This is a genomic window from Luteimonas huabeiensis HB2 (assembly GCF_000559025.1).
Classification (GTDB): domain Bacteria; phylum Pseudomonadota; class Gammaproteobacteria; order Xanthomonadales; family Xanthomonadaceae; genus Luteimonas; species Luteimonas huabeiensis.
The window spans coordinates 195,565-210,575 of sequence record NZ_JAAN01000010.1 but is presented as its reverse complement, the minus strand read 5'-3'; the positions used below and the strand labels follow the sequence as shown (position 1 = coordinate 210,575).

At 74.1% G+C, this 15,011-nt stretch carries 12 protein-coding genes; 1 reads left to right on the top strand and 11 read right to left on the bottom strand.

Going from position 1 to position 15,011, the window contains the following annotated elements; translation table 11 throughout:
• Positions 1-105 precede the first annotated feature (105 nt).
• The 3 genes from Z164_RS0102700 to Z164_RS0102690 form a co-directional block, all read right to left on the bottom strand.
• Positions 106-798: a pirin family protein gene (locus Z164_RS0102700; protein WP_024889205.1), complete on the bottom strand. Its 693-nt coding sequence runs from the start codon at positions 796-798 to the stop codon at positions 106-108.
• An 89-nt stretch (positions 799-887) separates the two neighbouring features.
• A complete protein-coding gene (locus Z164_RS0102695) occupies positions 888-1,481 on the bottom strand; it encodes a YceI family protein (RefSeq protein WP_024889204.1) in 594 nt (197 codons plus the stop codon).
• Positions 1,482-1,512: 31 nt separating this feature from the next.
• Entirely contained in the window at positions 1,513-2,097 is a 585-nt protein-coding gene (locus Z164_RS0102690) for a malonic semialdehyde reductase (RefSeq protein ID WP_024889203.1), read from the bottom strand.
• A 104-nt stretch (positions 2,098-2,201) separates the two neighbouring features.
• On the opposite strand from Z164_RS0102690, the gene Z164_RS0102685 reads away from it, so the two are divergent.
• Positions 2,202-3,185 carry a mitochondrial fission ELM1 family protein gene (locus Z164_RS0102685; protein ID WP_024889202.1) on the top strand — a complete coding sequence of 328 codons (984 nt, stop codon included), beginning with the start codon at positions 2,202-2,204 and terminating at the stop codon, positions 3,183-3,185.
• Between the two features lie 367 nt (positions 3,186-3,552).
• Here Z164_RS0102685 and glnE read toward each other — a convergent pair whose 3' ends face one another.
• The 8 genes from glnE to Z164_RS0102645 all read right to left on the bottom strand — a co-directional run bounded on the left by glnE (position 3,553) and on the right by Z164_RS0102645 (position 14,997).
• On the bottom strand, positions 3,553-6,402 hold the full coding sequence (gene glnE / locus Z164_RS0102680; protein WP_024889201.1) for a bifunctional [glutamate--ammonia ligase]-adenylyl-L-tyrosine phosphorylase/[glutamate--ammonia-ligase] adenylyltransferase: 2,850 nt from the start codon (positions 6,400-6,402) through the stop codon (positions 3,553-3,555).
• 53 nt (positions 6,403-6,455) lie between these two features.
• Positions 6,456-6,860, bottom strand: coding sequence for a DUF6165 family protein (locus tag Z164_RS0102675; protein WP_024889200.1), 405 nt, complete (start codon positions 6,858-6,860; stop codon positions 6,456-6,458).
• 68 nt (positions 6,861-6,928) lie between these two features.
• Complete coding sequence (locus Z164_RS0102670; protein ID WP_024889199.1) at positions 6,929-8,482, bottom strand: efflux transporter outer membrane subunit; 1,554 nt, start codon at positions 8,480-8,482, stop codon at positions 6,929-6,931.
• Between the two features lie 8 nt (positions 8,483-8,490).
• Positions 8,491-9,408, bottom strand: a complete 918-nt coding sequence (locus Z164_RS0102665) for an efflux RND transporter periplasmic adaptor subunit (protein ID WP_024889198.1) — start codon at positions 9,406-9,408, stop codon at positions 8,491-8,493.
• A 4-nt stretch (positions 9,409-9,412) separates the two neighbouring features.
• The gene (locus Z164_RS0102660; RefSeq protein WP_024889197.1) at positions 9,413-9,607 is read right to left on the bottom strand and encodes a DUF1656 domain-containing protein; all 195 of its coding nucleotides are present in this window, start codon (positions 9,605-9,607) and stop codon (positions 9,413-9,415) included.
• Positions 9,597-11,675 (bottom strand): FUSC family protein, encoded by a 2,079-nt coding sequence (locus tag Z164_RS0102655; RefSeq protein WP_024889196.1) that lies wholly within the window; start codon positions 11,673-11,675, stop codon positions 9,597-9,599. Before Z164_RS0102655 ends, Z164_RS0102660 begins: the two co-directional genes overlap by 11 nt.
• A 151-nt stretch (positions 11,676-11,826) precedes the next feature.
• Positions 11,827-12,819 (bottom strand): LysR family transcriptional regulator, encoded by a 993-nt coding sequence (locus Z164_RS0102650; RefSeq protein ID WP_321166279.1) that lies wholly within the window; start codon positions 12,817-12,819, stop codon positions 11,827-11,829.
• 552 nt (positions 12,820-13,371) lie between these two features.
• Entirely contained in the window at positions 13,372-14,997 is a 1,626-nt protein-coding gene (locus Z164_RS0102645) for a phytoene desaturase family protein (protein WP_024889194.1), read from the bottom strand.
• Between the last annotated feature and the right edge of the window lie 14 nt (positions 14,998-15,011).

The following is a 15,011-nucleotide window of genomic DNA, read 5'->3' as shown; positions in this document are numbered from 1 at the left end:
CGCCGCAGGCGTGTAAAGCGGCCCTCATCCGGCCCCGCTTGCGGGAGAAGGGATCGGGATGACCCTGCTTTGCGGCAGAGGGCACACCTGGGCGCCCAACGGGCCCTAGACGGGTGCCGGCACTTCGATCCGCAGCAGTTCCAGCGGCCCGTCGAGGGCGGCCAGCATGTGGACGCCGGGTTCGTCGGTCCAGCCGACGGCATCGCCGGCGGCCAGCGCCTGCGCGCCGAGCGCGCTGCGGCCGTGCAATACGTGCAGCCAGGTCCAGCGCCCGGGCGCCAGGCGCAGTTCGATCGCCTCGCCGGGCGCGACGCGCGCGGCGCTCGCCCGCGCGGGCGCCAGGGCCTCGTCGTCCAGCAGCGGGCACCAGCATCCGGGCCGCGCCGCCGGATCGGCGCTGCCGGCGATCCGCCGCGGCGGGGTGTTGAGCGCGGGCGGCTGCAGCCACAGCCGCAGCAGTTCGACGGGGTGCTCGTCGGACAGGTTGCGCTCGACCTGCTCGGTGCCGCGGCCGGCATCGAGCAGTTGCACGCCGCCGCCGTAAAGCTCGCCGGCCTCGCCGTCGCCATCCGACCAGGCCAGCGCGCCGCAGCGCACCCAGGTCAGGAGGCGCATGTTGGCGCGCCGCTGCGCCGGCGGCGCGGCGCCTGGCGCGAAGGTTTCCTCGGCCAGCACCCGCAACGCGCCGAAGCCCATCCAGGCGCGATCGACGAACCCGCCGGCGGAGAAACTGTGGACGGCGGCCACGCCGTCGTGGGACAGGCGGCCGCGGCCGGCGCCGGGGCGGTAGAGAGGCATGCGGGACTCCTGCGGAACGTGGGCAATGCGAAGGCCGGACAGCGCGACGCCCCCGCGAGCGGGGGCGTCGGCGGCGACGCGGGGACAGCCTATTCCGCGGCGGGCGCGCTGGCCTCGGTGGTGATGCGCAGTTGCACCTCGTCGCTGACGTTCGGCGCGTACAGGCCCAGCCCGAAGTCGGTGCGCTTGAGGGTGGTGGTGGCGTCGAAGCCGATCGTCGGCCGCTGCGTCATCGGGTGCGCGCCGACCTTGTTGAGCACGACGTCCAGCACCACGGGGCGGGTCTGGTCCTTGATCGTCAGGTCGCCGGCAACGCGCAGGCGGCCCTCGCCGGCGGCCTCGACGGCGGTGGACTTGAAGGTCGCCTGCGGGTAGCGCTCGGCGTCGAAGAAGTCGGCGCTCTTGAGGTGCTCGTCGAACTTGGGCACGTGCGAGTTCAGGCCCGACATCGGCAACGTCACCTCGACGCTGGAGGCGGATACGTTCTCCGGGTCGTAGACGATGCGCCCGTCCACCTCGCCGAAGTGGGCGATCGGGTTCGAGAAGCCGAAGTGGCTCCACTGCGCGATCACGTCGGTGTGGGCCGGGTCGATCTCGTAGGTTACCGGGGCGGCGAAGGCGGCGCCGGCGGCCAGCGCCAGCAGGCTGGCGAGCGCGCGGCGCTTGAGGATTGCGGTCTGCATGGGAAGCTCCTTCTTGCGTGGGGCGGACGGGTCAGAGGATGCGGCAGGCTTCGTCGAAGGACAGGCGCGGGGAACGGTCGAAGATGCTGGCCGGATCGCCCTTGCCGAGGTTGACGAGGAAGTTGGAGCGGATCGCGGTGCCGGCGAAGAAGGCCGCATCGACCTTGGCGGCATCGAAGCCGGTCATCGGACCGGTGTCCAGGCCGAGCGCGCGCGCGGCCAGGATCAGGTAGGCGCCCTGCAGGGTGCCGTTGCGGAAGGCGTGGTCGTGACGGCCCTCGCGCGGGCCGTCGAACCAGCTCTTGGCGTCGGTGTGCGGGAACAGGTAGGGCAGCTTTTCGTGGAAGTCCTCGTCGTAGCCGACGATGGCCACCACCGGCGCGCTCATGGTCTTGGCGCGGTTGCCCTCGTCCAGCGCCGGCTCCAGCTTCTTCTTCGCCTCGGCCGAGCGCACGAACACGAAGCGCGCCGGCGACTGGTTGGCGCTGGTCGGCCCCCACTTCAGCAGCTCGTAGAGCCGGTGCAGGGTGGCGTCGTCGATCTCGCCGGAGAAGCGGTTGTAGGTGCGCGCGGTGCGGAACAGCTGGTCGAGCGCGGTGTCGTCGAGGATGGCCATCGAAGAGGATCCTTGCGGGCGGGCCGCGGCGTGAACGGGAGGGCAAGTGTAGAGTTCCCGCGGTGAAGCCGCAGCCGCGGCGCCCGGAACGGAAGGTCACGCCCTTGGAACATGCTCGGCCCGGCGATGCGCACGACCTCGCGTGCACGGTGTGGACGCTGAGCGACGGCCATGCCGGCAACGTCCGCCAGGCCGCGGCGCTGGGCGAAGCGCTGGCCGCGGGCACGATGCGGGCCTGGACGCTGCGCGCGCGCGCGCCCTGGCGCTGGTGCGCGCCGCGGCGGCTGCCGGGCAGCCGGGGCGCGTTCGGCCCGGACTTCGCGCAGGCGCTGGCGGCGCCGCCGCTGCTGGCGATCGGCTGCGGCCGTCAGGCCGCGCTGGCCACGCGGCTGGCCGGCGCGACCGGCGCGCGCAGCGTGCAGATCCTCGATCCGCGCATCGACCCGCGGCACTGGGACCTGGTGATCGCCCCCGAACACGACGGCCTCGCCGGCGCCAACGTGCTGGCGCCGCTGGGCAGCCTGCATCCGGTGGACGACGCCTGGCTGCGGGCCGCGCGCGAGGCCTTCCCGGCGCTCGGCGCGCTGCCCGGCCCGCGCACCGCGCTGCTGGTCGGCGGTCCCAGCCGCCACTATCGGCTCGATGCCGACGCGTTCGCGCGCCTGCTCGCACGGCTGGCCCGGACGGTGGCGCGCGAGGGCGGCAGCCTGCTGGCGACCGCCTCGCGGCGCACCCCGGCCGCGCTCGCGGCGGCGCTGCGCGCGCTGCCCGCCGGCGCGCCCGGCCTGCGCTGGACCGGCGAGGCCGACGGCCGCAACCCCTACCCCGGCCTGCTCGCCTGGGCCGACCGCATCGTCTGCACGCCCGACTCGGTGAACATGCTTTCGGAAGCCTGCGCCACGCGCGCACCGGTGTTCGTGTTCGAGCCGGAGCGGCTCGGGGGCCGCCCGCGCCGCTTCCTGGATGCGTTGCTCGCGCGCGGCCGCGTGCGCCCGGTGGACGACGCGCTGGCGCCCTTCGAGGCCGAACCGCTGCGCGAGACCGCGCGCATCGCCGCGCTGGTGCGCGAGCGGCTGGCGCTGCGCTGACCCGCCGCCGGCGACATCGGCGCTCATGCGCCGATGCGCTGTTCGTCCTCCCGGGCCGTATCGGCATGCAGCGTGCGAACGCGCTTGCCTTTCGCCGCAAGCGGGGGGAGCGCTCCGTTTTTCCTTCCCCCGCAAGCGGGGAGCGCTGCGTTTTTCCCTTCCCCCGCAAGCGGGGACCATCCTGATTTTCCTTCCCCCGCAAGCGGGGGAAGGTGCCGAGCGGGAGAAGGGACGGCATGAACCCGCTTGCGGGAGAAGGAGCGGCATGCGCCCGCTTGCGGGAGATGGGATTGCTTCGGCGCTGCGGGTCGAATGTCGATACGCCCCAGGGCCTGAAGACCGGCCCTGGATGGCGCGCCGCTCCGCGTCAGGGCGACGCGGGCCGCTCGGCCGCCTGGCCATCGACGGCCAGGCCCACGGTCGCGGCCGCGGCGCGGATGGCGGCGCGGGCCCGCTGCAGCGGGGCGCTGTCGGCGACCAGCCGCGGCCGCCGGTCCAGGGTCTGCGCCAGGCCCAGTGCGAGCAGGGTGGCGTGGGCGTCGAGCAGCGCGGCGGCGGCCTCCGCGTCGAGCAGGCTCTCGTCGCGCGCGGCGGCCAGCAGCGCCGGCGTCGCGCGCGGCGCCAGCAGCGCCGGGCGCGCGTGCGATTCGCGCAGCACCAGGTACTGCAGCAGGAACTCCAGGTCCACCAGACCGCCCTCGCCCTGCTTGAGGTCGAACCGGTCCTCGCCGCTGCGGTCGAGTTCGGCGCGCATGCGGCGGCGCATCGAGGCCACGTCCTCGCGCAGCGCGTCCGCCTCGCGCGGGCGCGCCAGGGCCTCGGCGCGTACCGCCTCGAAATCGGCCAGCAGGCCGGCATCGCCGGCCACGCCGCGCGCGCGCACCAGCGCCTGGTGCTCCCAGGTCCAGGCGCGCTCGCGCTGGTATTCGGCGTAGCGCGCCAGCGAGGACACCAGCAGGCCGCTGGCGCCGTCGGGGCGCAGGCGGATGTCCACCTCGTAGAGTCGCCCCGCGCCGGTCACCGTGCCCAGCAGGGCGACGATCTTCTGCGCCAGCCGCGCGTGCCAGCGGATCGGATCGAGCGGGCGCGCGCCGTCGGACTGGGCGTCTTCCGGCGCGTCGTACAGGAACACCAGGTCGAGGTCGGAGCCCACGCCCAGTTCCTCGCCGCCGAGGCTGCCGTAGCCCAGCACCGCGAAGCGGGCGCCCGCGATCCCGCCGTGCGCCTCGACCAGGCTGCGGCGCGCGAGCGCCAGCACCGCCTCCACCACGCCATCGGCCAGCCAGGCCAGCTGGCGGGCGCTGTCCTGCGCCGACTGGCGGCGGTCGAGCGTGGCCAGCGCGATGCGGAAGCTCAGCGTCTGCCGCACCTCGTTGAGGGCGTAGAGCGCGTCCTCCAGGTCGTCGCGGCGCAGCGCCGCCACGCACGCCTGGCGCAGCGCGTCGCGGTCGGGCAGCGGGCCTTCCGCGCGCACGTCGAGCAGTTCGTCGAGCAGCAGCGGGTGCGCGGCCACGCGCTCGGCGAGGAAGGCGCTGCGGGTCACCAGATCGACCAGCCGCGCCAGCGCCGCGGGGCGTTCGTCGAGCAGCGCCAGGTAGCTGGAACGGCGCAGGATGTTGTGCAGCAGCGCCAGCAGCCGGCGGATCGCCATCAGCGGCCGGTCGGCGGGGGCGCTGGCCTGCAGCAGCACCGGCATCACCCGCTCCAGCCGGGCGCGGGCGATGTCCGGCAGCTCGCGCACGCCGGGCGAACGGGCGAAGTCGCGCAGCGCGGCATCGACCGCCTGCGCCTCGCCGAAGCCGGCGGCTTCCAGCGGCGCGGCGTCGCCGCCCTCGGGCAGGCCGCGCCAGTAGCCGGCTAGTCCCTCGTCGCCGGCGGCGAGCGCGCGTTCGCGTCCGAGCAGCGAGCCGAACGCCGCCGAGACCGTCGCGCGGTGCCGTGCCAGCGTTTCGGCCAGCGTCGGCCAATCGGTGCCGAGACCCGCGGCGATGCGCAGGCGGTCGGTCGCCTCGGCCGGCAGCGCGTGCACCTGCGCATCGCGCAGCATCTGCAGCCGGTTCTCCAGCCGGCGCAGCCAGCGGTAGGCCGCGAGCAGCCCGTCGGCGGTCGCCTGCGGCACGTGCCGCGCCCGGGCCAGCGCGCGCAGCGCCGGCTGCAGGCGGCGCTCGCGCAGCGCCGGTTCGCGGCCGCCGTGGATCAGCTGCAGGGCCTGGGCGAAGAACTCGATCTCGCGGATACCGCCGGGGCCGCGCTTGACGTCGTCCTCCAGCTCGCGCCGCGCAACCTCGGCGCTGATCGCCGCCTTCATCGCTCGCAGGCCATCGAGCGCGCCGAAATCCAGGTAGCGGCGGTACACGAACGGCCGCAGCTCGGCCAGGAAGGCCTCGCCGGCGGCGAGGTCGCCGGCCACCGGCCGCGCCTTCTGCCAGGCGTAGCGCTCCCAGTCGCGGCCCTCGCGCTGGAAGTACAGCTCCATCGCCGGAAAGCTCAGCGCCAGCCGCCCGGCATTGCCGAACGGCCGCAGGCGCAGGTCGACGCGGTGGCAGAAGCCGTCGGCCGTGGTCTCGTCGAGCAGCTTCGCCAGCGCCTGGCCGAGGCGCACGCACCAGGTCTCGGCGGCGAGCGGGCGCGGCCCGTCGCTCTCGCCCTCGCGGGGATAGGCGTAGACGAGATCGACGTCGGAACTGAAATTGAGCTCGCCGCCGCCCAGCTTGCCCAGCGCGAACACCACCAGCCGCACGACGCCGCCATCGGCATCGCGCAATGCGCCGTGGCGGGCGACGAACTCCGCCTCCAGCGCGTCGTGCGCCAGTTGCAGGCAGCGCTCGGCCAGCGCCGTCGCGCCGGCGAGCGTGGCGTCGACGTCGTCCAGGCCGAGCACGTCGCGCCAGACCAGCCGCGCGGAGACGGCGGCGCGCCAGCGCCGCAGCGCGCGCGCCCAGTCCTCGCGGCCGCCCTGCGACAGATCCGGCTCGGGCCAGGGCGCGGCGCCGTCGTCGCGCGCCAGCGCCGCCAGCAGCGCCGGCTGGCGCTCGAAGGTGTCGATGGCGAAGTCGCTGGCCCAGGCCACCCGCGCCAGCCGTGCGGCGAAGACGGGGTCGTCGAACGGGATCGCCCGCTCGCCGGCGGCATGGCGCAGGCGCTCGATCGCGCGCGCGGCCAGGGCATCGAGCGCGGCGTCGCCCGGCGGCGGCGCTGGCGGGGAGGCGGTGTCCATCGCCGCGATTGTGGCATCCCGCCGGGCAAGCCGCGGCGCGGCGGGCCGCAGGCCTATCCGGCGCCGCCGTCCTGCGCCTTGTAGGCCTTCTCCTCGACGAAGCTCGACCCGGCCAGGCGGTTGATCGCGTTCTTCAGCGCCACGCGCTCGCCGTTGGTGGTCGCCACCGCGCGCGCCAGCCGCACGAAGCCGTCGCCGAAGTCCTGCGCGCGCTCGCATTCGCGCAGGCCGTCCTGGATGTCCCACATGCGCGCGTTGACCGCCTTCAGCTCGGCCTTGCGCGCGGCCAGCTCCGCCTGCGCGGCTTCCAGCGGCGCCCACAGCGGCCGCAGCCCTTCGAGCTCGGTGCGCACGTGCGCCAGCTTGCCGGGATCGTCCAGGCGCTCGGCCTTGATCTCCAGGATGGTGATCTTGTCGGCCAGTTCGCCCGCCGAGACGGGAATCAGGATCTCGCTCACTGGGTTGTCCTACCGTCGCCGCGGCGCGGCGCTCGCCGGGCGATTATCGCATCGCCGCGCCGGCGCCCCTACCGCGCCGGCACGGGCGCGCCCGCCCGGCCGCACGCCGGCCATGCCGATCGCCCGGCGGCGCCGGTGCATCGCGTCGCCGTGGTTTCGGGCGCCTCCGATCCCGCGGTCGCGGGCTCCGGCGCCGCGTCCGTCCAGCCGGCGCCCAGGGACTTGTACAAGGCGACGACGCCCTGCAGCTCCGCCAGCTCGCTGAGCGCCAGCGCGTCGCGCGCCTGGTGGAGGGCGCGCTGCGCGACGAGTACCGGCAGGTAGGCGCTCAATCCAGCGGCATAGCGCCGGGTCGCCTGCTCCAGGGCGCGCTGGCTGTCGGCCGCGGCCTCCCGCAATGAAACCTGCCGCTGGCGCTCGGTGGTCCATGCCGTCAATGCGTCCTCCACGTCGCCAAGCGCGGCGCGCACGTCGCGCTCGTACACGCTTCGCGCTGCGTCGGCATCGGCCTGCGCCGCAGCCACCCCCGCGCGCGCCCGGCCCGCATCGTAGACGGACCGGCTGCCCTGTATCGCCGCCGACCACGCCAGGCCGGCGCCCGAGAACAGATCGTGGATGGCGCTGGCCGCGGTGCCGATGCCCAGCGGGATCCGGAACGCGGGAAACCGTCCGGCCTGCGCGACGCCGATCCGCGCGGTGGCGGCGGCCAGGCGTCGTTCGTCCGCCCGCAGGTCGGGGCGCGAACGTATGACGTCCGAGGGCAGCCAGAGCGGCAGGCCGGCGGGCCGGGGCAAGCGCGGCGCCGGCGCGCTCAGGGCGGCGCGCCAGTCGCCCGGGAACCCGCCCGTCAGGATGCCGATGGCATGGCCGAGGCGTGCGATGTCCGCTTCCAGCAACGGCGGCTGCGCCTGCGCCGTTTCGCGCTCGGCGCGCGCCTGCATGACGTCGGCCAGCGTGCCCAGGCCGCTGCGGTACGCGCGCTCGGCCAAGCGCTCGGCGTCGACGAGCGTGCCGACGTTCTCGCGCGCGATCGCCAGGCGCAGCTGCGCGGCGCGCAGCCCGACGTAATCCGACACCAGCTCGGCCACCAGGCTCGCTTGCAGCGCACGATGATCCTCGACCAGCGCCTGGATGCCCGCGTCGGCGGCCTCGACCGCCCGGCGGGTGCGGCCGAACAGGTCCAGCTCCCAGCTGGCATCCAACCCCAGGTGCCAGGCCCTGGCGCGGCCGCCGGGCGGCGAGTCGAGCGCATCGCTGCCGCGCGCGGCTTCGCCGGCAGCGCCGATCGACAGCTCGGGCATGGCGGCCGAGGCGACCTGTATCCGCACGGCGCGCGCCTGCCGCAGGCGCGCCAGGGCGATGTCCAGGTCCTGGTGATGCGCCAAGGCCCGATCGACCAGCCTGTCGAGCAGCGGATCCTGGAAGGCGCGCCACCATGCGCGCAGGTCGTCGCGATCGCCGCCGGGCCGGGTGGCGTCGGCCTCGATCCAGTTCGCCGGCGCGTCCAGCGCCGGCGCGCGGTAATCGGGGCCCACCGTCGCGCAGCCGGACAGGCCCGCCAGCAGGCAGGCCGCCAGCGCCGCGTGCCGGCGCGGGCAGGCATGGGAGCACGATGCGCGCATGCCGCGCCTCACAACCAGCGGTGCAGCAGCGAGACGAGCCGGCCCCGGGCCGCCGGTTCGCCGCCCGGTGGGGCGACCTCGATGCTGCCGGTCATACCGGCCACCAGCACCGCATCGCGCGGGACGCGCTCGAACTCGACGCGCACGGGAATGCGTTGCGCCAGCCGCACCCAGCTGAAGGTGGGCGCCACGCTCGGCAGGCCCTGCGCATCGGCCTGCTGATTGGCATCGGCGATGCCGCGCCCGATGCTCGCCACCCGGCCGGGCACCACCTCGTCGAAACCCATCAGGCGGATCCGCGCCGCGGCGCCGGGCCGGATGCCGCGCAGCTTGGTTTCCTCGAAGTAGCCGGTGATCCAGAAGCTGTCGGCGTCGATCAAGGCGATGTTCGGCTGACCCGCCACGGCGTAGTCGCCATCGTTCAAGCGCAGGCGCGTGACGTAGCCGTCGGTCGGCGCGCGCAGCACGGTCCGCGCGAGGTCCAGCTTCGCCCGGTCCACGGCGACCTGCGCGCTGCGCAGCTCGGCCCGGGCGATGGCCACCGCCTGGCGCGCGCGCTGGATGTCCTCGGCGGCCACGAGGCCCTCCATGCCCCGGCGCCGCCGCGCCTCCCCGGTCTTCTGCCGCAACGACGCTTCCGCGGCCGCCCGTTGCGCTTCGGCATGGGCCAACGCCAGCGCGAAGCGGGCGCTGTCGATGCGGTACAGGATCTCGCCGCGCTCGACGTACTGATCGTCCGCGACCGCGACCTCGACGACGGTGCCGGACACCTCGGGCGCGATGCGCACGATCTGCGCGCTGACGCGGCCATCGCGGGTCCAGGGCGCGACGACGTAGGCGCGCCAGAGCGCGACGACCAGGATGGCGGCGGCGACGACCAGCGAGACGGTGAGCCCGACCCGCAACCATTGCTTGGCTTGGAACATGCGTTCAGACATAGAGCACCAACAGCGAGACGAGGCAAACGGAAACGGCGAACTCGAACAGGCCCGGATGCCAGACCCAGCGCAGCAGCCCGCTGCGCGCCAGCGCGAAGCGGATGCCCAGGTAGATCGGCAGCGCCGTGCAGGCGTAGACGAAGAACGGCGGCAGGTAGATGCCGGCCAACGAACACTCAGCGAGCATGGGCGTGGGCTCCCGGGGCGTGCGGACCGTCGTCGGCGTGGTCCTCCAGCAGCGCGGCGATGTCCAGCAGCACGGCCGCCAGCCGTTGCGCTTCGGCCCGCGCGGCGCCCGACCCTGGCGGCAGGCGCCGCAAGGCGCTCGCGGCGCGACGGGCGTGGCGTGCGGCTCGCGCGGGATCGCCGGCGCGCCGGCGCATGCGGTGCAGCGCCGTCTCCAGCACGCGGGGCCACGCGGCGTCGACCGGCGACTGCCGCAGCCGGCGTCGCAGGCCCAGGACCTCCCGCCCCAGGTGCAGGTCCGCCAGCGCCCGGGCGATGGCGCGATCCATCGCCTGCGGCTGATTCCCGAGCAACGCACCGAGCTGCGCGATGCGATGCTGCTGGCGCCATTGCCACGCCTTCGCATCGGCGTGCTCGCCGCGCAAGGTCGCCAGCGCCTCGTCGCGGATGCGCCGGCGCAGGCGCGCGACGTCGCGCGCCGGGTCGCGCGGCAGCACGATCCTGAACCCCAGCAGCGCGAAGCACGTCGCCAGGATCCAGGCCGCGGCGGCGTTGAGGAACGTCGCGAAGTCGTAGCGCATCGGGTTGTCCGCCGCCGCCAGCGTCGTGAAGGCCACCAGGTAGGCGACGCCGGCCAGGGCGTGCCGGGGCACCGTGGTGGCGCAGACGCCGGGCAGCCAGAACAGGCCCAGGACCACCAGCAGCAGCGGCAATCCCACCACGTGCGGCAACACCACGAAGGTGCACAGCAAGGCCATGGCCGCCGCGGCCACCGTGCCCTTGATGAACTCGATGGCGCCGAGCGCGGGATTCGGCGCGGTGGACAGCAGCGCGCAGGCCGCCGCCAGCCCGGCCAGCATCATGTTGCCGTGCGTCCAGCCGGTGGCGATCCAGAACGCACCGCCCATCGCCACGGTCAGCATGGCGCGCGCGCCGTTGCGGATCGCCGCCGAAGCGTCGCGGTGGAACGGCACGGACACGCGCGCCGCGGCGGGCCTGGTCCGATGGAAGCGGCCGAGGGCGTCGAGGGCGTCGAGGTAGTCGTCGAGCTGCTCGACCAGGCGATCGCCCGCGATCGTCAGCGCGGCATGCTCGGACGCGTCGTCGAGCCGCGCGTTGGCGAGCATCGACGCCAGCCGCGCACGCAGGCCGGCCAGGATCCGGGCGGCGCGCGCCGCGCCGCGGGCATCGGGCGCCTGCGACAGGACACGCTCGGCCTGCCGCCAGGTCCGCTCCCAGTCGGTCTGCAGCGACTTCAGCGCGTCGAGGCTGGCGCTGTGTTCGCGCATGGGCGGCGTTCCGCCGACCAGCGCGGAAAACAGCGCCACCATCGTTTGCCGCACCGCGCCGGCGCGATGCGCCAGGTCGGCCGACTCGGCTCTGCCCAGCGCCAGCAGGTCGTCCACGCCGTACGTCTCGACGATCAGCTTGCGCCGGCCTGCGTCCAGGGGGCGGCCGCCCGGCACGCCGCTGCCTTGGAGGGCCTGAGGGTGCGTCGAAAGGACGCCGGCGGTGGCGGCCGCCAGGCGAGCGAGCTGCGCGGCCAGGCGGCTGCGCACGCTGCGGGCGCTGAACAGCGCCGACACCACCGCCAGACACACCACGCCGATCAGCACGCACGCACCGCGCCCCATCACCTGGTCGAAGGCGAGCTCCGGATGCTCCATGGCGCCATAGGCCGCCAGTCCCACCGTGTAGCCCGCGAGCGTGGCGCCGTAGGCCCTGAAATGCCGCAGCAGGGTCATGCCCGCCACGCAGAGGCCCAGCCATGCGCCGAAGCCGATCAGGAACAACCCGGGCATCTGCCCGAAGGCGCTCAGCAGGACGAACGCCGCCAGCATGCCGGCCAGGGTGCCCAGCACCCGCCACACGCCCTTGCCGATCACCGCGCCCTGTACCGGGTTGATGACCAGCAGCACGCTGGAGGCCGCCGCATAGGGGGCGTGCAGGTCCAGCAGATAGGCGACCACCAGCGCTAGGCACGCGGCCAGGATCGAACGCATCGCGTAGGTCGCGCGCGGCGTGGTCAGGTCGAGCCGCAGCAGCCCGCGCGCGAGCCGTTCCCGCAACTGGGCACGCCGGTGGGGCGGGATGGCCGGAGAGGCCGAAGGCGCGTTCGCGCAATGCAACGAGAGACCCCTTCCGCAGCGATGAATCGCATCACTGTAGGAAGGGCCGATCGTTCCGAAAAGTGAATTTATTGCAGCTCGAAGGATGCGCTCAACGCACTCGTCCCGCGCGCGGCCGCTCGGCCCTGCGCCCGCCCGGCACCGGCGCCTCGTCCTGGCTGCAGAGGGCATGGATGGTGTCGCGCAACCAGCGATGGGCCGGATCCTCGTCCAGGCGAGGGTGCCAGGCCTGCGTCAGCAGCACGGTCTCCAGTGGCGTCGGCAGTTCGAACAGGCGGATGCCGAGGCCCGCGGCGAGCGCGCTGCGGGCCAGATGCCTGGGCAGCGGCAGCAGCAGGTCCGAATCCTGCAGCGCGAACAGCGCCGTATAGGGGCTGGGCACGACCAGGGCGACATGCCGGCGCAGCCCTTGCGCTTCCAGTGCCGCATCCACCGGCCCGACCGCCTTCCCCCGCCGCGACACGCTGATGTGCTCCCAGCGGACGAGGCGTTCAGGCGTGATCTCGTCCTCGAAGATCGGATGACGCGCCCGGGCGACCCCCACGAACGTCGTGGTGAAAAGCGACTGCACGCGGATCTCGGGCCCCAGCTTGCGCGAGGCGCTGATGAACAGATCGATGCGCCCGCTGCGCAACGCCTCCTCGTCGACGTCGTCTTCCTCCGGCGAGAAGCGCAGCATCGCGCGCGGCATCTCGGTGGCCATCGCACCCAGCAGATGGCCCAGGTGGATGCTCACGAACTCGTCGGTCGCGCGAACGTTGAAACGCCGCTCCAGCGATTTGAGGTCGATCTCGGCGCCGGATTCGAACACCCGCGCGGCTTGCTCGACCGCCAGGTGCACGCGCTCTCGCAACGCCAGCGCCCTGGGCGTGGGCACGAGCCTGCGACCGACCTGGACGAAGACCGGATCCCCCAGCGCCTCCCGGATGCGGCCCAGCGTACGGCTCATCGCCGGAGGACTCAGGTGCATCCGTCTGGCGGCGCCGACGACGCTGCCTTCCTCCAGCAGGGCGTCCAGGGCCAGGAGCAGGTTGAGATCGGGACGGGCCACGGCGCCCTCGCTGCATCGTTGATCGTCGCGCAATCATATTTCAGGCCGGATGATCCGGACGGCATCGAACGCCCCGCCTCCGATCGTCGCTCGATCCGTCCGCGTTGCCGGCTCCCGGTCCCGCGCGCAGGCGCGTGCCGTCGGGCAGTCGCCGACACCTTGCCGTCATGACGCTCGGCCCGAAGGCGCGCGCCGGGTCTAGGCAGGCGGCCTCGACCGGGAGCGAACAGGACGTCGCGCAGCGGCGGCACGCGCCGACCGGCGGAAAGCCGGCTGCGGCGTCCCGCGATCGGAAGCGAAAGCAAAAAAAGCCCGCGACCGGAATCCGGTTGCGGGCTTCTGCTCCCTCCCCCACGTCGGGTGCGGAGCCATCGTGAACGAAGTGTCAGCGGCGATGCACGCTGCAGTGCAAAACGAAACCCGCGGGTACAAAAAGCAATGAAAACAGACACCTGCGTATGGTTGGCGCCACGATGCGGTTGTAACCGATTACCCGCTGCCATCGCGCCGTTCGTGCCCGGCGATGGACGCGTGGCGCGCGGCGCCGCCGATGGGTGCCAGCCGCGTGCGAATGCGCGAAACCGCTCATGGCGGCGACGGTCGCGGCCGCCTGCGCAGGTCGCGCAGGACTTCGCGCGCGGCGTTGCGGCCCGGGATGCCGGTCACGCCGCCGCCGGGGTGGGTGCCCGATCCGCACAGGTACAGCCCGGCGATGGCACCGCGGTAATCGGCCTGCCCCAGCAGCGGCCGGGCGCTGAACAACTGGTCCAGGCCAAGGGCGCCGTGGAAGATGTCGCCGCCGACCAGGCCGAACTCGCGCTCCAGGTCCAGCGGCGACAGCGCCGAATGCGCGATCACGCTGCGGCGGAAGTTCGGCGCCACGCGGTCGACGGTGTCGATCATCAGCTGCGCGACGGTCTCGCGGTGCGCGTCCCAGCCGCCGGCCACCTGCGGATGCACGTGCTGGCAGAACAGGCTGGCCACGTGCGCGCCGGGCGGCGCCAGGCCGTCGTCGAGGGCAGAAGCGATCACCAGCTCCACCACCGGCTCGCGCGCCCAGCCGGGGTTGTGCGCCTTGGAGCGCGCATCGAACCAGGCGCGCTCGAAGTAGGCCAGCGAAGGGCCGATCAGGATCCCGCTCTGGTGGTGCGGCTGCAGGCGCGTGCCGGGCGCGCAGGCGAAATCCGGCAGTTCCGACAGCGCCACGTTCATGCGGAAGGTGCCGGAGCCGCAGCGGTAGGCGTCGATGCGCCGCGCGGTGTCGTCGTCGAGCGCATCGCGCGGCAGCAATCGCTGGTAGAGCAGCTTCGGGTTGACGTTGGCGATCACCGCGCGCCGGGCGAGCACCTCGCGGCCGTCGGCCAGGACCGCGCCGCGTACGCGGCCGCCATCCACGCGCAGTTGCGCGACCTCGGCGCGGATGTCGATGCGCACGCCGCGCGCCTGGCACTCGCGCGCCATCGCCTGGGTGATCGCGCCCATGCCGCCGATGGCGTGCCCCCAGGCGCCGGGCTTGCCGTCGACCTCGCCGAAGACGTGGTGCAGCAGCACGTAGGCCGAGCCCGCCGCGTAGGGGCTGGCGAAGTTGCCGACGATGGCATCCCAGCCGAGCGCGGCCTTCAGCGGTTCGCACTCGAACCAGGCGTCGAGCAGGTCGCCGGCGGAACGGGTGAGCAATTCGAGCAGATCGCGCCGCGCCGCCAGGTCCAGCCCGCGCAGCGCGCGCGCCACCTCCCAGGAGGCGAGCCAGTCGGACAGCGTCATCGCCTCGCCCGGGTTGGGCGGGGTGCGGTGCATCAGCCGCCGCAGCACCGCGACCGCGCGCGCGAGCATGGCGGCGTAGGCGGGCAGGCGCTCGAGGTCGCGCGGCGAGCGCCGCGCGAGCTCGGCCGCGGTGTGCGCGCCGCCGAGCCGGAACGCGTCGCCGTCGGGCAGCGGCAGGAAATTGGCGAACGGGCGCTGCACCACGCGCAGGCCGTGCTCGGCCAGGCGCAGGTCGCGGATCACCGCCGGATCGAGCAGGCCGACGGTGTAGCTGCAGGTGGAGTTGCGGAAGCCGGGATGGAATTCCTCGGTGACCGCGGCGCCGCCGACGATGGCGCGGCGCTCCAGCACGCGCACGTCCAGCCCGGCCGCGGCCAGGTAGGCCGCGCAGACCAGGCCGTTGTGGCCGCCGCCGACGATGACGACATCGTGCGCTTGCGTTGCCAGGGCGCTCCCTCCCC